The following is an 18,005-nucleotide window of genomic DNA, read 5'->3' on the forward strand; positions in this document are numbered from 1 at the left end:
GCGCTTGCCCTGATCGCTTTGCATCACACCCTCAAAGTACCAGAGGCCACCAGGCGGGCCTGTCCACCGATCTTCACCCGCTCCCCTTCCAGCCGGCAGAACAGCTCGCCACCGCGTGTCGAGCGCTGGAACGCGTGCAGCTGCGGTTTGCCCAGGCGTGCCGCCCAGAAAGGAATGAGCGAGCAGTGGATTGAACCGGTGACCGGATCCTCAGGGATACCGATACCCGGCGCAAAATAGCGCGACACGAAATCATGCTCTTCGCCCGGCGCCGTCACGATCACCCCCGGCCCCGGCAAGCGGGCCAGCGCCGCCATGTCCGGCCTGCAGGCGCGCACCGCCTGCTCCGAGCCGAGCACCACCAGCAGCTCGCGGGCCTGGTAAACCTCCCGAACCTCACAGCCCAGCGCTTCGGCCACCGGGACCGGCTCAGCCAGCGGCTGCGGGTCGACGCGTGGGAAGTCCAGCCACAGGCGCCCGCCCTCACGACTGACGCCCAACCGGCCGGATTGGCAGTGAAAATCCAGGTGCGATGCGTCTACGCCATAGACCTCGAACAGCACGTGGGCACTGGCCAGGGTGGCGTGGCCGCACAAGGGCACCTCGGTGCCAGGAGTGAACCAGCGGATCCGATACCCCGCGCCTTCAGCTACCACGAACGCGGTTTCGGCGAGGTTGTGCTCGGCGGCGATCTGCTGCATCAGCCTGCCGTCAAGCCACTGTTCCAGGCGGTAGACGATGGCCGGGTTGCCGGCAAAAGGGCGATCGCTGAAGGCGTCCACCTGATGATAATGCAACTGCATGCCACGACTCCTGTATTGGGCTGTCAACCGCCCGAGCATGCGACATGCCGCCAGCGGCCGACAGTGACAGCGTCGTGGATTTTCAATCAGTACAGATGTTAACCGCGGCCGATCTCGGCGAACTGTGCCTGGGTGTGGGTAGCGAGCACCGTTGCCGCCAGCTCCACTTCGAGGCCACGGCGGCCAGCGCTCACATGAATCGTTTCATGTTGTTGCGCGGTTTGGTCGATAAAAGTGCGCAGGCGCTTCTTCTGCCCCAGCGGGCTGATCCCGCCAACCAGGTAGCCCGTGGCACGCTGGGCAGCCTGCGGGTCGGCCATCTCGCACTTCTTCACGCCGGCCGCATGGGCCAACGCCTTCAGATCGAGCGTCCCGCCCACCGGCACCACCGCCACCAGCAGCTCGCCTTTTTCGCTGCTGGCAAGCAGCGTCTTGAACACCCGCAATGGGTCAAGGCCGAGCTTTTCCGCCGCTTCCAGGCCGTACGACGCAGATTTCGGATCATGTTCGTAGCTGTGCACGCGGTGCTCGGCACGCGCCTTTTTCAGCAGGTCCAGGGCGGGGGTCATCAACGGCTCCAGGCGATCATAAGTCGCTCGGTACTTTAGGGTAAATCCGCCGGGGCAGCCAGTGCACGACCCAGGCTAGAGCAGCGGCCAGGGATTCACGGCGCGGCATGGCAGTCAGAATGTGGCCATGCGTTCATTTTCGACCTTTGACATCAGCGTTTCTTGTCTATATTTTTTCGTTTATGAATAAATGGTGCACCTATAAGGTGCGCTTCCTGTACCCGCCCGGCGTCAATGGGGATCGACTCCGGGCTTTTTGCTGTCGAGCGCCCAGCGCCTCACAACAACAAGAACCGAGGTCATACATGACGACTGCTCTACGACAACCCACGCTATCTGCCCAGTGCCTGGCCGAATTCCTCGGCACTGCCCTGCTCATCTTCTTCGGTACCGGCTGTGTCGCCGCGCTCAAGGTCGCCGGTGCCAGCTTTGGCCTGTGGGAGATAAGCATCATCTGGGGGGTCGGGGTGAGCATGGCGATCTACCTCACCGCAGGCGTGTCCGGCGCGCACCTGAACCCGGCGGTCAGCATTGCGCTCGCCGTGTTCGCCGGCTTCGACAAGCGCAAGCTGCCGTTCTACATGCTCGCCCAGGTGTGCGGCGCATTCTGCGGCGCCGCGTTGGTGTACTTCCTGTACAGCAACCTGTTCTTCGATTTCGAACAAAGCCACGCCATGCTGCGTGGCAGCCAGGCCAGTCTCGAGCTGGCCTCGGTGTTCTCCACCTACCCGCATCCGGCGCTGTCCACCGGGCAGGCCTTCCTGGTCGAAGTGATCATTACCGCCATCCTGATGGCGGTGATCATGGCCCTGACCGACGACAACAATGGCCTGCCCCGCGGCGCCACCGCCCCCCTGCTGATCGGCCTGCTGATCGCCGTGATCGGTAGCGCGATGGGCCCGCTGACCGGCTTTGCGATGAACCCGGCGCGCGATTTCGGGCCTAAACTCATGACCTTCCTGGCCGGCTGGGGCGAAATCGCCTTCACCGGCGGGCGCGATATTCCGTATTTCCTGGTACCGGTGTTCGCGCCGATCCTCGGTGCCAGCCTGGGCGCGGCCCTGTACCGCGGGCTGATCGCCCGCAACTTGCCGACGACACAAGCCGTGACCCAGCAGACAGACGATAATCCTCAGGGCGACACCCAGGTTTCCTGATGCCAGCGCCGGGCCCGGACCGCAAGGCCGGCGCCCGCCACGCCCTGACCTACTCCCATATTCGTGCAAGGCCACCGACATGACCGATACCCTGGACAAGAACTACATCATCGCCCTGGACCAGGGCACCACCAGTTCGCGCGCCATCATCTTCGATCGCGACGCCAACGTGGTGGGCACCTCGCAGCGTGAGTTCGCCCAGCACTACCCACAGGCGGGCTGGGTCGAGCACGACCCGATGGAAATCTTCGCCACCCAGAGCGCGACCATGGTCGAGGCCCTGGCCCAGGCCGGCATCAGCCACGCCCAGGTCGCAGCCATCGGCATCACCAACCAGCGCGAAACCACCGTCGTCTGGGACAAGGAAACCGGGCGCCCGGTGTACAACGCCATCGTCTGGCAATGCCGGCGCAGCACCGAGATCTGCGCCCAGCTCAAGCGCGACGGCCATGAGCAGTACATCCGCGAGGCCACTGGCCTGGTCACCGACCCGTACTTCTCCGGCACCAAGCTCAAGTGGATCCTCGATAACGTCGAGGGCGTGCGTGAACGCGCCGAGCGTGGCGAGCTGCTGTTCGGCACCATCGATACCTGGCTGATCTGGAAGTTCTCCGGCGGCAAGGTGCATGTCACCGACTACACCAACGCCTCGCGCACGCTGATGTTCAACATCCACAGCCTGCAATGGGACGACAAGCTCCTCGATATCCTCGGCATCCCAAGCCAGATGCTGCCCCGGGTTCGTCCGTCGTCCGAAGTCTACGGCCATACCAAGAGCGGCATCGCCATCGCCGGTATCGCCGGCGACCAGCAATCGGCCCTGTTCGGCCAGATGTGCGTGGAGCCCGGCCAGGCCAAGAACACCTACGGTACCGGGTGCTTCCTGCTGATGAACACCGGCGACAAGGCGGTGCAGTCGTCCCATGGCCTGCTCACCACCATCGCCTGCGGCCCGCGTGGCGAAGTGGCCTACGCCCTCGAAGGCGCGGTCTTCAACGGTGGCTCCACCGTGCAGTGGCTGCGCGACGAACTGAAGATCGTCAACGACGCCTACGACACCGAATACTTCGCCAGCAAGGTCAAGGACAGCAACGGCGTTTACCTGGTGCCGGCCTTCACCGGCCTGGGCGCGCCCTACTGGGACCCGTATGCCCGGGGGGCGCTGTTCGGCCTGACCCGTGGCGTCAAGGTCGATCACATCATCCGTGCCGCCCTGGAGTCGATCGCCTACCAGACCCGCGACGTGCTCGACGCCATGCAGCAGGACTGCGGCCAGCGCCTGTCCGAACTGCGTGTGGACGGTGGCGCGGTGGCCAACAACTTCCTCATGCAGTTCCAGGCCGACATTCTCGGCACCTGCGTCGAGCGTCCGAAAATGCGCGAAACCACAGCGCTGGGCGCGGCCTACCTGGCGGGCCTGGCCTGCGGTTTCTGGAGCGGCCTGGACGAGCTGCGCGACAAGGCGATCATCGAGCGCGAGTTCAGCCCGCAACTGGACGAAACGGCCAAAGAGAAGCTGTACAAGGGCTGGCGCAAGGCTGTCGATCGCACCCGCGACTGGGAAGATCACGACGACTGATCCCACAAACATCGCGGGGCAAGTCGCAGCGGCGTACCGTCGATGCGACTTGCCCCGCGGTAAGCCTTTACGCATTAACCAGACTGGTCCTACACCACGACCTACGGCATCATTGCAGAATTTGTCCGGCTGCCCCAAAGGACCGCCCATGAATCTGCCTCCACGCCAACAACAAATCCTCGAGCTGGTCCGCGAACGCGGCTATGTCAGCATCGAGGAAATGGCGCAGCTGTTCGTCGTCACCCCACAGACCATCCGCCGCGATATCAACCAGCTCGCCGAAGCCAACCTGTTACGCCGCTACCATGGTGGCGCCGCCTACGACTCGAGCATCGAAAACACCGCCTACGCCATGCGCGCCGACCAGATGCGCGACGAGAAGCAACGCATCGCCGACGCCGTGGCCCGGCAGATTCCCGACCATGCCTCGCTGTTCATCAACATCGGCACCACCACCGAATCCATCGCCCGCGCCCTGCTCAACCACAATCACCTGAAAGTCATCACCAACAACCTGCACGTGGCGGCGATCCTGGCGGCCAAGGACGACTTCGAAGTGCTGGTGGCCGGCGGCACGGTACGCCGCGACGGTGGCGTGGTCGGCCAGGCGAGCGTCGACTTCATCAACCAGTTCAAGGTCGATTTCGCCGTGGTCGGCATCAGCGGCATCGATGAGGACGGCAGCCTGCTGGACTTCGACTACCAGGAAGTACGGGTATCCCAGGCAATCATCGCCAATGCTCGCCAGGTGCTACTGGCCGCGGACTCTAGCAAGTTCGGCCGCAATGCCATGGTTCGCCTGGGCTCGATCAGCCTGGTCGACTGCCTGGTGACCGACCAGGCGCCTTCCCCGGCCCTGACCCAGCTGCTCAACCAGTACAAGATCCGCCTCGACGTGGTTTGAGTCCAAGGGCTCGCCCCGCCCCTTGCGTACCGCTGGGTCGAGTACCGTCCCGGCGGCACTTGATCTCTGCCTTGCAAATCGACACCCTGCCTTTTCGCAAATGTTCATTTCCCTGTCATCCGATCAGTTTTTTCTATGAAGACTGACTGGCAGCCGCCTGTTCATTACGCTACTATTTTCGGAAACGAACATTGATGTTCACATTCGATGTGAACAGCCCCAGGAGGCCTTGCCCGTGTCCCAGCCCGTTTCGTCCCAGCCACCCCTCCAAGACTGCTACGACCTCGCCGTTATCGGCGGTGGCATCAATGGCGTGGGCATTGCTGCCGATGCCGCCGGGCGCGGCCTCAAGGTGTTCCTTTGCGAAAAGGACGACTTGGCCCAGCACACCTCCTCGGCCAGCAGCAAACTGATCCACGGCGGCCTGCGCTATCTGGAGCACTACGAGTTCCGCCTGGTGCGCGAAGCGCTGGCCGAACGCGAAGTACTGCTGGCCAAGGCACCGCACATCGTCAAACCCATGCGTTTTGTGCTGCCTCATCGCCCGCACCTGCGCCCGGCCTGGATGATCCGCGCCGGTTTGTTCCTTTACGATCACCTCGGCAAGCGCAAGCGCCTGGGCGCTTCGCGCAGCCTGCGCTTCGGCCCTGGCTACCCGCTAAAACCCACCATTACCCGCGGCTTCGAATATGCCGACTGCGCCGTCGATGACGCCCGCCTGGTCGTGCTCAACGCCATGGCCGCGCGCGAACACGGTGCCGACATTCTCACCCGCACCCGCTGCTTGCGGGCCGAACGTGTCGATGGCCTCTGGCAGGTAGACTTGCAACACGCCGATGGCAGCCTGCAGACCATTCGTGCGCGCGCCCTGGTCAACGCCGCCGGCCCATGGGTCGCCAGCTTCATCAAGGACGACCTCAAGCTCGACGCGCCGTACGGCATTCGCCTGATCCAGGGCAGCCACCTCATCGTGCCGCGCCTGTACGAAGGCGACCACGCCTACATCCTGCAGAACGAAGACCAACGCATCGTCTTCTGCATCCCTTACCTGGACCGTTTCACCCTGATCGGCACCACCGATCGCGAGTACAGCGGCGACCCGGCCAAGGTAGCGATCACCGAGCAGGAAACCCACTACCTGCTGAAGGTCGTCAACGAGCACTTCAACCATCAACTGAGCCAAGCCGACATCCTGCATACCTACTCCGGGGTGCGGCCGTTGTGCAACGACGAGTCGGACAACCCGTCGGCAGTGACCCGCGACTACACGCTCGCCCTCTCCGCCCCAACAGGCCAGGCGCCGCTCCTGTCAGTGTTCGGCGGCAAGCTCACCACCTACCGCAAGCTGGCCGAATCGGCCATGGCTGAACTCAAGCCCTTCTTTACCCAGATGCGCGGCAGCTGGACTGCCGACGCGCCACTGCCAGGCGCTGAAGGGATGACAACGGTGCAGGCGCTGATCGATGCCGTACTGGCACGTTGCGGTTGGTTGCCTGCCGACATCGCCAAACGCTGGGTGCTCACCTACGGCAGCCGTGTGTGGCGGCTGCTCGATGGCATCGATGGGCCCGAGGGGTTAGGACAGGCTATCGGGGCCGGGCTTTTCACCCGCGAGGTAGACTACCTGCTGAAGGAAGAGTGGGCTGAGCAAGCCGCTGACATCCTCTGGCGTCGTACCAAGCTGGGCCTGTCGCTGACCGCGCAGGAGCAGATGGCTTTGGAGGCGTATCTGCAGCAAGCCCGCAAGCTGCGTGCCAATAGCCGCGCAGCCTGACAGTGACCGTGAAGCCCTCTTAATGGTTCAAGAGGGCGTACCCGGCCAACGCTCGTGGGCTTCGCGCGCCAAACGCACCAGCAACGCCCGCTCGCTGCGTTCGTAATCAGTCCTCAGGGCTTCACAGCGTTGTAGAAACTCGCTTTCGTTGATCACTTGCTCATCGACCTGAGCCTGCACGGCCTCCATGCGCTCGTGGAGTGGTTGCAGCAACGCTTCAAATCGCTGTGCATAGGACTCCCGCGCGTATTGCTCCCAGAAAGGCCGCTGTGCCAAAGCGGTAATCAAGGCATCTGTCGTTTCATTTTGCAGCACCGTGTCCTGCGCCCGCAGCAGGTCACTGGTAGTGATGTTTGCAAAACCGGGAAAATGCATTTCGTCGATCTCGATAGGCAAGCCCAGCGGGCGGGCAAGACGCTGCCGATAGAAAAGCCTGGTCTCGATCTCATCGATGAGTGGGGCGTGCTCGGCACGCATGCGCTGCACGTGCAGCGTCGCCAGGCGGTCGACCTCGTCCAGTCGAAACAATCCGCGCCCAAGGTTCAGCAAACGGGCTTCGATCCGGTTGCCATGGGTATCTTCGACAGCACGCACTACCAGAACGCCAAGCTCCATCTGCTCCAGCAGAATCAATAACCGGTCTACACAACTGCGTCGGCCAGAGGCCTCGAGAAACAATTGTTGGCGCAACCGCTCGTGCTGCTCGCACGCGTCCAGAATCCGCCAGATACGGCTGCGATAATGCCCTGGGTGCTGTTCGAAGTCCTCGGTAATGGCGAAGTCCGCCAGAAAGCGGAACAATCCTTCCGATTCTGGTTCCCCACGCAGTGCTGTCCATATTGCCTGCTGGCGATCACGTTCGCCGTCGCCTGCACGGTTGGCCCAGTTGTCGAACAGATCGCTGTCGATTGCACGGTGGCGTGCGGACGCTGACCCCCAATGCCCCGGCGTCACACCTCGTGCCTCATCCAGCAGCAATCCGTCAGCTTCGCTCAGTGGATTGTCATGCAAGGACAACTGGTGCACCTGCAAGCGCAACTGGTGCAATTCCTGGCGCAGTGTGCGGATGTTGTTGTTACGCAAGTCCACGTGGGCACGAAACGAAATTCGCTCAGGCAACACCTCCAGGCCCGCGGCGCGCAGGTTGACTTCACGCAGATTGCCCAGGCGAGTGAGTATCGGCGCCCTTCCCAACGGGTTTTGGCTCAGGTCCAGGTACCGCAGGGCGCCACTCCCAGCCAGACGCAATTCACCGGCCTCGTCCATCACTACCCTGTTGCGGCGCAGGTTCAAATGCCGCAGACGGGGCAACCGTTCAATGCCCTGAGGAACAGCAGTCAGGCGATTGCCAGACAGGTCGAGCTCAACCAGATTGGGAAAGCGCCGAAGAAAGTCCCCATTGATTTCACCAAGGCTCAAGTCACTGAGGATCAGCCGTCGCACATGATCAAAGCTCACCCCCTCCGGTAAATTGGGCAGGGTACCGACACGCTCTCCGGTGATGATCAGCGCGTAGTCCCCGGCCTCGTCGGTAATCTTGCGCCGCCAACTGCGCCTTACGGCGGTGGCGACCCGGCGGCGGCGTAGCGCGTCCAGCGGGTTACTGGCGTCCCTGCGCCACTGGCGCAGGCCCTGACGCAGGCGCGTGAGCTGATCCATGAGCTGGCTATAGTGCTCCCACAACCCGACTCGCCGCTCCATGAGGTCGAGCAGATAGGCTTGCAGTTCTCCGTCAGTCATTGTCGGAAACACTTGGTGAATACCCCGACCGATCGCACGCCGGCTGCTCTCGCCTCGCCCACTCAAGACATAACCGAGACGCCCATCCCCCAAACGGCTCGGGGGGCGCAGGCCAACGCCCAGCCGGGGCATGCCACAGAGCTCGGCCGCCTGGGTACGGTCACCGGCAGCGGCCTCGATCAGCAACGTGCCCAAGGCGTCAGGACTGGCCGCGGCGTCGCCAAGATCGGCTGTCTGCGTCTCATCCAGCGCAGCCAACAGTGCCGCAAGATATGAACCGGACGTGGCTTGGCCGACGTAGTGGTAGCCGTCGCTGCGGCGCACGATACACCGTACGTCCTCTGCAGCCTCGGCGCCGATGCCAGTCAGATACCGGCCATCAGGGCTACTGTCGCGCACTTCTATGCGCAAGGTGTCCGGCCACTTCACTTGACGCTTCAGCAAACCCAAGGCCAGGCGTTCGGTGTCGGGATTGACGCAGCGCGGCAGACGCAAACCGGCGCATGCCCTGTCCAGACGGCTCTCGCGCAGTGACCACCGTGCGCGCTCGGCCACCGCCAAAGGGATCCGCTGCGTGGCGCTGAGCGTATCGAGCTGCGCCCCGCTGCAGTGCTTGAGCAGCTCATGCGTACAGCGAGCCGACAGGCCCGGAAAAGTGTGCTGCACCAGCCGCTCGATGCCGTTGGGCCGCACTTGCCGAGCAGCGACGTGCTGCGCCAGTTGCGGTGCGCTGAAGTCCGGATTGCGCTCATGTGCCTGATAGAGCTCCAAGGCATCGAGCAACCGTGCAGGTGCGCCCGTGTGTTCGACGTGCAAACGGCGAATCTGTGCTTCACTCAGCCCTGTCACCTGCAGCAGGTAGTCGCATGCCTGCGCCGGTAGTTGTGCCAGCGGTGTACTCAAGCGGCGTACCAGATTGGCCCGCCCTTCCCAGCCCTGGGGAGCTTCGAGTTCATGGCGCCAGCCGCCGGCTCCGTCCTGTTCGATCAGCGGCCGGTAGGCACTGGGACGATCAGGATGCAGGATCCTGGAGCGGCCATCCTGAGGATCCTCCATCACCCTGTAACGCCCCTCATTGAGGTGCCAGAGCCATTCCTGCGCGCCGACACCACGCACCGGTTGGGTATCGTAACCTGGCAGGTCCGTGGCCATGAGCTTGACCTTGCCAGCAGCGTGGCATACCGGCGCCAATTCATCCACGAAGGCCACACGCTCCAGGGCGCGCACGGCAATTTTGCTGCCAGCGGCGATCATCCCGCCTACCACAACGTTTTCGGCAACGTTGAACAGGTGGTTCAACGCCCCTTCGCGATCCCCCATGCGCCAATCTTCGTACCCTTCATACGCTTCATCAGCCAGCTGTACCGCGTTGGCCACCAGCAACACTTCACCCAGCACCGGCACGAAGAACCCCACCACGTTCAGCAAGTCCATACCCAGCTCTTTGTAGCCCTGCATGCGCGCTTCGCGGTCTTCGTCATCCTCGACATCGGTGGGCACGGCGAGCACTTTGGCGTCATCCCTGATCTTGGCGATGAATTGCCGGCGCAGGTGGGCAAACGGCGCATCAGTGATCGCTGCGCAACGGGCGTCAAGTTCTACCCCAGCGGCCTGTGCCTGTGCGACCCGTTCGTTCAATACACGATAAAAATTGACCCGCTCTCGCTCGCTAATGAAGCGTGCGAAAAAGCGACGATATGCCGGCTTGAGAAAGCGCTTTCCGAGGTAGGTGTCGAGGGCGTTCCAGCTGGCATGGCCGGAGACAGGCGCAAGCGGGTCACCGGGTATCCAAAGCACCACCGACTCGACTGCACCATCCGTCGAGGGACGCACTTCCAGCGTCAGCACACCTTGAATCGGGCGGCCCAGCAGGTACAGCTGTCGGGGTACAACAGTACCAACCCGCGCAGGCACCACCGGCTTTTCGGCAACAAGCGGCAACAACAACCAATATGTGCGCTCGTCAATTTCGCCTTTGAACACAGCGATCCGCATCGCCACCTCGAAATTGGCCCTGAAACTCGCCTCGAACTGCCCGTGCAAGCGAGCGGTGGCCTGGCCCGGCTCATCCTGGGGGCCATCTTCAGGCTGCAGATGGTGGGTGAGCAACGCCTGGTACTTGCCACCGGCATCGATTTCACGACACGCGGAGGCAAACGCATGGAAGCTCATTGGCAGGCGTTTGCCGTCGCCATCGACCAGTTCACCTTTGAGCATCAGCGCGGGGCGCGTTTCCTTGCGATGATAATTATGCAGCGCCGCCGCCAGCAAAGAGCGCCTGGAGCGGCGAACATAGGTTGGCCGCAGCAGAGCAGGCGAAGCGCTGGGCAGCAACAACCGCTTCGAGATCCGCACCTTGCAGCTGTTCACATCCGGGTTGCTGATGCCGCTGTTGCGCAGTTTCGTTGTGAGCAACGCTGCTGTGTAGGCCTGCAGAGAAGGGATGGCCTGGAGGATCGGGCCAAGCCGAGCATTGCAGTTCGCCTGTCGGCGCAGGGCGTTACGTAACGCATCGAGCCTTTCCGGTTGCGCGTGGTCGACTAGCCATCGGGGCAGGTTCTGGGCAATCAGGCTATCGATGGAGCCTTTCGGGGGCTGGTGCGGTGACATCTGCGGAGCTCTCCAGGCAAAGAGGACAGCTCACTACGCCCAAGCATGTACCGGGCACTGCCTAGTTACCGCATGCACACACGCAAGGTGTTGTAGCGCAATGCGTTCGGACAACCGAACGGGAAAGCAGCATTCATTCGGCAAAACGAACGCTACTGGGATCTCTAGACTGTCAAGCGCGAGCAATACACGTGGTTTAAGGTCGACAGCATGGCTTGGCACGAGTCATGCTCTACACTTGGAAGCCGAATGCACACCGCTTCATGCTGTATTCGTTGAACGAAAGAGTCCGCCAACGGCTCCATAAAAAAAACAAACACGTCGAGGAAAATTTGATGCGTATCGTTCGTCAATTGCTGGGCGCCGCCATCGCGGCTGCAGTCATCGCATCGCCGGTCATGGCTGAAGAGCTGACCGGTACTCTGAAGAAGATCAAGGATTCGGGCACCATCACCCTGGGCCACCGTGACTCTTCCATTCCGTTCTCCTACCTGGCCGGCAGCACCACACCGGTCGGTTACTCCCACGACATCCAGCTGGCCGTCGTCGAAGCCCTGAAAAAGCAACTGGGCACCGACATCAAGGTCAGGTACAACCTGGTAACCTCGCAAACCCGCATCCCGCTGGTGCAGAACGGCACCGTGGACCTTGAGTGCGGCTCCACCACCAACAACGTCGAGCGCCAGCAGCAAGTCGGCTTCTCGGTAGGCATCTTCGAAGTCGGCACACGCCTGCTGACCAAGGTCAAGGATGGTCAACCGTCCTATAAAGACTTCCAGGACCTGGCCGGCAAGAACGTGGTGACCACCGCCGGGACCACCTCCGAGCGCATCCTCAAGGCGATGAACGCCGACAAGCAGATGAAGATGAACGTGATCTCCGCCAAGGACCACGGCGAAGCCTTCAACATGCTCGAAGGCGGCCGCGCCGTGGCCTTCATGATGGACGACGCCCTGCTGGCCGGTGAAATGGCCAAGGCCAAAAAGCCTGGCGACTGGGTCATCACCGGCACGCCACAGTCGTACGAAATCTACGGCTGCATGGTGCGCAAGGAGGATGCTGCGTTCAAGAAAGCGGTCGACGAAGCCATCGTCGCCTACTTCAAGTCGGGTGAAGTCAACAAGAGCTACGACAAGTGGTTCCAGCAGCCAATTCCGCCAAAGGGCCTGAACCTGCAGTTCCCGATGAGCGACGAGCTGAAGAAGCTGATCGCCGAGCCGACCGACAAGGCAGCGGACGAGAAGAAGTCCTGATCTCCGGCAAATAGTGGCCTGAAGCGCATCCGCGCGAATCCATCCGACAGGCCACTTAGTTAGTGTCTAACCTTTACATCCGAGGGCGTCGAACGCCCCCGGATGTATCGAGGTGCCCGTGAAACAACCGTCTGAGGGGAAATCCCGATGAATTACAACTGGGACTGGGGCGTGTTCTTCAAGTCCACCGGCGTGGGCAGCGAAACCTATCTGGACTGGTACATCACCGGCCTGGGCTGGACCATCACCATCGCCATCACCGCCTGGATCATCGCCTTGCTGCTGGGCTCGCTGCTCGGCGTGATGCGTACCGTACCCAATCGTCTGGTGTCAGGGATCGCCACCGCCTACGTCGAGCTGTTCCGCAATGTGCCGCTGCTGGTGCAGCTGTTCATCTGGTACTTCCTGGTGCCGGACCTGCTGCCCGAAGGCTTGCAGGAGTGGTTCAAGCAGGACCTCAACCCGACCACCTCGGCGCTGATCAGCGTGGTCATCTGCCTGGGCCTGTTCACCGCCGCCCGTGTCTGCGAGCAGGTGCGTACCGGCATCCAGGCGCTGCCCCGCGGCCAGGAGTCGGCCGGGCGCGCGATGGGCTTCAGCCTGCCGCAAATCTACATGAACGTGCTGCTGCCCCAGGCCTACCGGATCATCATTCCGCCGCTCACTTCGGAATTCCTGAACGTTTTCAAGAACTCCTCGGTGGCCTCGCTGATCGGCCTGATGGAGCTGCTGGCGCAGACCAAGCAGACCGCCGAGTTTTCCGCCAACCTGTTCGAGGCGTTCACCCTGGCTACGCTGATCTACTTCACCCTGAACATGGGCCTGATGCTGCTCATGCGCATGGTCGAGAAGAAAGTCGCCGTGCCTGGCCTGATTTCCGTGGGGGGCAAGTAAATGGAAATGGATTTCAGCGAAATCATCCCCGCGCTGCCCGCTCTGTGGGACGGCATGCTGCTGACCCTGCAACTGATGGTCATGGGCGTGGTTGGCGGTATCGCCCTGGGTACCGTCCTGGCCCTGATGCGGCTGTCGTCGAGCAAGCTGCTGGCCAACGTCGCCGGCGCCTACGTCAACTACTTCCGCTCCATCCCGCTGCTGCTGGTGATCACCTGGTTCTACCTGGCGGTGCCTTTCGTGCTGCGCTGGATTACCGGTGAAGACACCCCCGTGGGCGCGTTCACCTCTTGCGTGGTGGCGTTCATGATGTTCGAGGCGGCGTACTTCTGCGAAATCGTGCGTGCCGGCGTGCAGTCGATCTCCAAGGGCCAGATGGGCGCCGCGCAAGCGCTGGGCATGAGCTACGGCCAGTGCATGCGCCTGATCATCCTGCCCCAGGCGTTTCGCAAGATGACCCCGCTGCTGCTGCAACAGAGCATCATCCTGTTCCAGGACACCTCGCTGGTCTACACCGTCGGCCTGATCGACTTCCTCAACTCGGCCCGCGCCAACGGCGACATCATCGGGCGCTCCCACGAGTTCCTGATCTTCGCCGGTGTCGTCTACTTCCTCATCAGCTTCTCCGCTTCCTGGCTGGTCAAGCGCCTGCAAAAAAGGATCGCCGTATGATTTCCATCAAGAACGTCAACAAGTGGTACGGGGACTTCCAGGTACTGACCGACTGCAGCACCGAGGTCAAGAAAGGTGAAGTGGTGGTTGTGTGCGGCCCGTCCGGCTCGGGCAAGTCGACGCTGATCAAGTGCGTCAACGCCCTTGAACCGTTCCAGAAGGGCGACATCGTGGTCGACGGCACCTCCATCGCAGACCCGAAGACCAACCTGCCCAAGCTGCGCTCGCGGGTGGGCATGGTATTCCAGCACTTCGAGCTGTTCCCGCACCTGTCGATCACCGAGAACCTGACCATCGCCCAGCGCAAGGTGCTCGGTCGTAGTGAGGCGGAAGCCACCAAGAAGGGCCTTGCCCTGCTCGACCGCGTCGGCCTCGGCGCCCACGCCAAGAAACACCCCGGCCAGCTGTCCGGCGGCCAGCAGCAGCGCGTGGCGATCGCCCGCGCCCTGTCGATGGACCCGATCGTCATGCTGTTCGACGAACCGACCTCGGCACTGGACCCGGAAATGGTCAACGAAGTGCTGGACGTGATGGTCGAACTCGCCCACGAAGGCATGACCATGATGTGCGTGACCCACGAGATGGGCTTCGCCCGCAAGGTCGCCAACCGGGTGATCTTCATGGACAAGGGCAACATCATCGAGGACTGCCAGAAGGAAGACTTCTTCGGCAACCCCGAAGGCCGCCACGAGCGTACCCAGCACTTCCTCAGCAAGATCCTGCAACACTAAGTCGGCCACAGTGACGCTGCCCGGCCACCTGCCGGGCAGCGGAAGCTGGTCGTGACAAGGCCACTGTGATGAAATGCGACCCTTCGCTCCTTCGCCCCGCCCAGCCCACCGTGAAAACCCGCCTGATTCGCCAATTGCTCCTCCCCCCCCTGGTCATCCTGTTGATGGTCGGTTTAGGGATGGCTGGCTTCCTGATCAGCGAAAGCAACGGTATCCGCACGCTCAGTGAAAACGGCGAGCGCCAGCTGGAGCTGCATGCGCGCACCGTCGAAAGCGAAATAAGCAAGTACACCTACCTGCCCAGCCTGCTCGAGCTGGAAGACAGTGTCTCGCGCCTGCTCACCGACCCCGATGCCGGTGACCGCCAGGCCGTCAACGAATACCTCGAAGGTCTGAACCGGCGCAGCCGCAGCCGGGCGATCTTCGTCCTCGATACCAATGGCCGGGTCCAGGCCACCAGCAACTGGCGCGACGCCGACTCTTTCCTCGGCGAGGACCTGGCATTCCGCGCCTACTTCCAGGTCGCCGTGCGCGGCGAACCCGGGCGGTTCTACGGTATCGGCAGCACCACCGGCGAGGCCGGCTACTACCTGGCCCACGGCCTGGAGGAACACGGCAAGATCATCGGCGTGGCCGTGATCAAGGTGCGCCTCGACACCCTCGAGGAGCGCTGGCAGCGTGCCCGCCTGGAGGCTTTTGTCAGCGACGAGAACGGCATCATCATCCTTTCCAGCGACCCGTCCCGGCGCTTGAAATCGGTGCGCCCGCTTAACCCACAGATCAAGGAGCGCCTGGCGCGCAGCCTGCAGTACTACTGGTGGCCGCTCAACGAGCTGCAGCCGCTGGCCCGGGAAACCCTCGCCGATGGCGTGGAGAAGCTGACCTTTCCGGCCAACAGCGAGACCGAGCACGGCAAGCAGCGCGACGTCTCCTACCTGGCCCAGACCCGCCGCCTGGCCGACACGCCCTGGCACTTCACCCTGCTCACCCCCCTGCAGGACCTGCGCCGCGAGTCGATGGTGCAGGGCATTCTGGTCGGGGTGGCTTTCGCCCTGCTGGCGATCCTGGCCATCGCCTGGAATGAGCGACGCAAGGTGATCGCCACCCGCCTGGCGGCACGCGAGGCACTGGAAGAGGCCAACAGCCAGCTGGAGCGCAAGATCACCGAGCGCACTGCCGACCTGCGCGCCAGCAACGAACGCCTCAAGGGCCAGATCCGTGAGCGCCGCCATGCCGAACAGACCTTGCGCCACGCCCAGGACGAGCTGGTCCAGGCCGGCAAGCTGGCGGCCATCGGCCAGATGTCCACCAGCATCGCCCACGAACTCAACCAGCCGCTGGCGGCGTTGCGCACCCTGTCCGGCAACACGGTACGCTTCCTCGAGCGTGGCGCGCTGGAAACCGCCAGCACCAACCTGCGCACCATGAACGACCTGATCGATCGCATGGGCCGCATCACCGCGAGCCTGCGCTCGTTCGCCCGACGCGGCGACGACAGCGGCCAGGCGTCTCTGGAAAAGGCCGTGGAAGCCACGTTGCAAGTGCTGGCCAACCGCATCAGTGCCTGCCACCTGCAACTACACCGCCAGTTCGATGACCCGCTGCTGGCCATCGACCAGACCCGCCTGGAACAGATCCTGGTCAACCTGATCGGCAACGCCCTCGACGCCATGGCCACCCAGCCCTTGCCGCAACTGTGGCTCGAAGGCGAAACACAGGGCGACAAGTACCGCCTGCGGGTGCTCGACAATGGCCACGGCATCGACGCCGAGGCGCGAAAGCACCTGTTCGAACCCTTCTTCACCACCAAACCGGGCGAGCATGGTCTGGGCCTGGGCCTGACCTTGTCGGCAAGCCTTGCCACCGCGGCCAAGGGTACACTGAGCGTCGAACACCCCAGCGGTGGCGGCACCGCGTTCGTCCTTGCCCTGCCCCTGGTCACGCCCCCTAGCGAATTGGCTGAGCCTCTATGAATCAAGCACCTCTCACCGTCCTGATCGTCGAAGACGACCCGCACGTGCTGCTCGGCTGCCAGCAGGCGCTGGCCCTGGAAGATATCGCCTGTGAAGGCGTCGGCAGCGCCGAACAGGCCCTCGAGCGCATCGGCGACGACTTCGCCGGCATCGTCGTCAGCGATATTCGCCTGCCGGGCATCGATGGCCTGGAGCTGCTAAACCGCCTCAAGGCCCGCGACCGCAGCCTGCCGGTGGTGCTGATCACCGGCCACGGCGATATCGACATGGCGGTCGGCGCCATGCGCAACGGCGCCTACGATTTCATGGAAAAGCCCTTCTCGCCGGAGCGCCTGGTCGATGTGGTGCGCCGCGCCCTGGAGCAACGCGGGTTGTCCCGCGAAGTGTTCGCGCTGCGCCGCCAGCTGGCCGAACAGAGCAGCCTGGAAGGTCGCATCATCGGCCGCTCGCCGGCCATGGAACATCTGCGCGAGCTGATCGCCAACGTCGGCGACACCTCGGCCAACGTGCTGATCGAAGGTGAAACCGGCACCGGCAAGGAACTGGTCGCCCGTTGCCTGCACGACTTCAGCCGACGCCAGGGCCAACCCTTCGTGGCGTTGAACTGCGGCGGCCTGCCGGAGAACCTGTTTGAAAGCGAGATCTTCGGCCACGAAGCCAACGCCTTCACTGGCGCGGGCAAGCGCCGCATCGGCAAGATCGAGCACGCCAACGGGGGGACGCTGTTCCTCGACGAGGTCGAGAGCATGCCGATCAACCTGCAGATCAAGCTGCTGCGCGTGCTACAGGAGCGCACCCTGGAGCGCCTGGGCTCGAACCAGAGCATCCCGGTGGACTGCCGGGTGATCGCCGCAACCAAGGCCGACCTCGCCACCCTGGGCCAGAACGGCCAGTTCCGCAGCGACCTGTACTACCGCCTCAACGTCGTCACCCTCGAGCTGCCACCGCTGCGCGAGCGTCGCGAAGACATCCTGCAGCTGTTCGAACACTTCCTGCAGCAGTCGGCCTTACGCTTCGACCGCGAAGCACCGACCCTCGACAGCCAGACCCTGTCGCAGCTCATGGCCCATGACTGGCCAGGCAACGTGCGCGAGTTGCGCAACGTCGCCGAGCGCCATGCCCTGGGCCTGCCCGCATTCAAGAAGGGCACCAGTGCCGGCGCCAGCCAGGGGCTTGGCTTCGCCGAAGCGGTGGAGGCATTCGAGCGCAACCTGCTCAGCGATGCTCTGCAACGCACAGGCGGCAACCTCAGCCAAGCCAGCCAGGAGCTGGGCATGGCCAAGACCACGCTGTTCGACAAAGTGAAGAAATACGGCCTCGGCTGACCTGCAACCCAAACCTGGAAA

The 18,005-nt window shown here is 63.0% G+C and carries 13 protein-coding genes; 10 read left to right on the top strand and 3 right to left on the bottom strand.

Annotated features, from left to right (window positions below; translation table 11 throughout):
- Positions 1-23: 23 nt before the first annotated feature.
- A complete protein-coding gene (locus tag ACZ9C1_RS12740; RefSeq protein WP_476254038.1) occupies positions 24-803 on the bottom strand; it encodes a PhzF family phenazine biosynthesis protein in 780 nt (259 codons plus the stop codon).
- Positions 804-901: 98 nt separating this feature from the next.
- A complete protein-coding gene (gene ybaK / locus ACZ9C1_RS12745; RefSeq protein WP_139669261.1) occupies positions 902-1,372 on the bottom strand; it encodes a Cys-tRNA(Pro) deacylase in 471 nt (156 codons plus the stop codon).
- A gap of 305 nt (positions 1,373-1,677) precedes the next feature.
- Here ybaK and ACZ9C1_RS12750 point away from each other — a divergent pair, with 305 nt between their 5' ends.
- From ACZ9C1_RS12750 to glpD, 4 genes are all read left to right on the top strand, one after another.
- Positions 1,678-2,529 (top strand): MIP/aquaporin family protein, encoded by an 852-nt coding sequence (locus ACZ9C1_RS12750; RefSeq protein WP_102684758.1) that lies wholly within the window; start codon positions 1,678-1,680, stop codon positions 2,527-2,529.
- A 79-nt stretch (positions 2,530-2,608) separates the two neighbouring features.
- Positions 2,609-4,108, top strand: a complete 1,500-nt coding sequence (glpK, locus tag ACZ9C1_RS12755; protein WP_277501756.1) for a glycerol kinase GlpK — start codon at positions 2,609-2,611, stop codon at positions 4,106-4,108.
- 148 nt (positions 4,109-4,256) lie between these two features.
- Positions 4,257-5,012 carry a DNA-binding transcriptional repressor GlpR gene (gene glpR, locus ACZ9C1_RS12760; RefSeq protein WP_023629017.1) on the top strand — a complete coding sequence of 252 codons (756 nt, stop codon included), beginning with the start codon at positions 4,257-4,259 and terminating at the stop codon, positions 5,010-5,012.
- Positions 5,013-5,247: 235 nt separating this feature from the next.
- Positions 5,248-6,786 carry a glycerol-3-phosphate dehydrogenase gene (gene glpD, locus ACZ9C1_RS12765; RefSeq protein ID WP_476254039.1) on the top strand — a complete coding sequence of 513 codons (1,539 nt, stop codon included), beginning with the start codon at positions 5,248-5,250 and terminating at the stop codon, positions 6,784-6,786.
- Positions 6,787-6,813: 27 nt separating this feature from the next.
- Here glpD and ACZ9C1_RS12770 read toward each other — a convergent pair whose 3' ends face one another.
- Positions 6,814-11,136 (bottom strand): NEL-type E3 ubiquitin ligase domain-containing protein, encoded by a 4,323-nt coding sequence (locus ACZ9C1_RS12770; protein WP_476254040.1) that lies wholly within the window; start codon positions 11,134-11,136, stop codon positions 6,814-6,816.
- 335 nt (positions 11,137-11,471) lie between these two features.
- Between ACZ9C1_RS12770 and ACZ9C1_RS12775 the strand changes: the two genes are divergently transcribed.
- The 6 genes from ACZ9C1_RS12775 (at position 11,472) to aauR (ending at position 17,984) form a co-directional block, all read left to right on the top strand.
- The gene (locus ACZ9C1_RS12775) at positions 11,472-12,389 is read left to right on the top strand and encodes a glutamate/aspartate ABC transporter substrate-binding protein (RefSeq protein WP_277501759.1); all 918 of its coding nucleotides are present in this window, start codon (positions 11,472-11,474) and stop codon (positions 12,387-12,389) included.
- 147 nt (positions 12,390-12,536) lie between these two features.
- The gene (locus ACZ9C1_RS12780) at positions 12,537-13,283 is read left to right on the top strand and encodes an amino acid ABC transporter permease (RefSeq protein WP_110701949.1); all 747 of its coding nucleotides are present in this window, start codon (positions 12,537-12,539) and stop codon (positions 13,281-13,283) included.
- A complete protein-coding gene (locus ACZ9C1_RS12785) occupies positions 13,284-13,955 on the top strand; it encodes an amino acid ABC transporter permease (RefSeq protein WP_023629013.1) in 672 nt (223 codons plus the stop codon).
- Positions 13,952-14,686, top strand: coding sequence for an amino acid ABC transporter ATP-binding protein (locus ACZ9C1_RS12790; protein ID WP_038706667.1), 735 nt, complete (start codon positions 13,952-13,954; stop codon positions 14,684-14,686). The genes ACZ9C1_RS12785 and ACZ9C1_RS12790 overlap by 4 nt, the downstream gene beginning before the upstream one ends.
- Before the next feature lie 68 nt (positions 14,687-14,754).
- Positions 14,755-16,659: a two-component sensor histidine kinase AauS gene (gene aauS / locus ACZ9C1_RS12795; RefSeq protein ID WP_476254041.1), complete on the top strand. Its 1,905-nt coding sequence runs from the start codon at positions 14,755-14,757 to the stop codon at positions 16,657-16,659.
- Entirely contained in the window at positions 16,656-17,984 is a 1,329-nt protein-coding gene (gene aauR, locus ACZ9C1_RS12800; RefSeq protein ID WP_476254042.1) for a two-component response regulator AauR, read from the top strand. Before aauS ends, aauR begins: the two co-directional genes overlap by 4 nt.
- Positions 17,985-18,005: the final 21 nt, after the last annotated feature.

This window comes from Pseudomonas sp. TE21435, from assembly GCF_056279265.1.

Coding starts and splice junctions, on each gene's coding strand:
- ACZ9C1_RS12740 (WP_476254038.1), bottom strand. CDS start 803: ATGCAGTTGCATTATCATCAGGTGGACGCCTTCAGCGATCGCCCTTTT.
- glpR (WP_023629017.1), top strand. CDS start 4,257: ATGAATCTGCCTCCACGCCAACAACAAATCCTCGAGCTGGTCCGCGAA.
- ACZ9C1_RS12750 (WP_102684758.1), top strand. CDS start 1,678: ATGACGACTGCTCTACGACAACCCACGCTATCTGCCCAGTGCCTGGCC.
- ybaK (WP_139669261.1), bottom strand. CDS start 1,372: ATGACCCCCGCCCTGGACCTGCTGAAAAAGGCGCGTGCCGAGCACCGC.
- glpK (WP_277501756.1), top strand. CDS start 2,609: ATGACCGATACCCTGGACAAGAACTACATCATCGCCCTGGACCAGGGC.
- ACZ9C1_RS12770 (WP_476254040.1), bottom strand. CDS start 11,136: ATGTCACCGCACCAGCCCCCGAAAGGCTCCATCGATAGCCTGATTGCC.
- ACZ9C1_RS12790 (WP_038706667.1), top strand. CDS start 13,952: ATGATTTCCATCAAGAACGTCAACAAGTGGTACGGGGACTTCCAGGTA.
- aauR (WP_476254042.1), top strand. CDS start 16,656: ATGAATCAAGCACCTCTCACCGTCCTGATCGTCGAAGACGACCCGCAC.
- ACZ9C1_RS12785 (WP_023629013.1), top strand. CDS start 13,284: ATGGAAATGGATTTCAGCGAAATCATCCCCGCGCTGCCCGCTCTGTGG.
- ACZ9C1_RS12780 (WP_110701949.1), top strand. CDS start 12,537: ATGAATTACAACTGGGACTGGGGCGTGTTCTTCAAGTCCACCGGCGTG.
- aauS (WP_476254041.1), top strand. CDS start 14,755: ATGAAATGCGACCCTTCGCTCCTTCGCCCCGCCCAGCCCACCGTGAAA.
- ACZ9C1_RS12775 (WP_277501759.1), top strand. CDS start 11,472: ATGCGTATCGTTCGTCAATTGCTGGGCGCCGCCATCGCGGCTGCAGTC.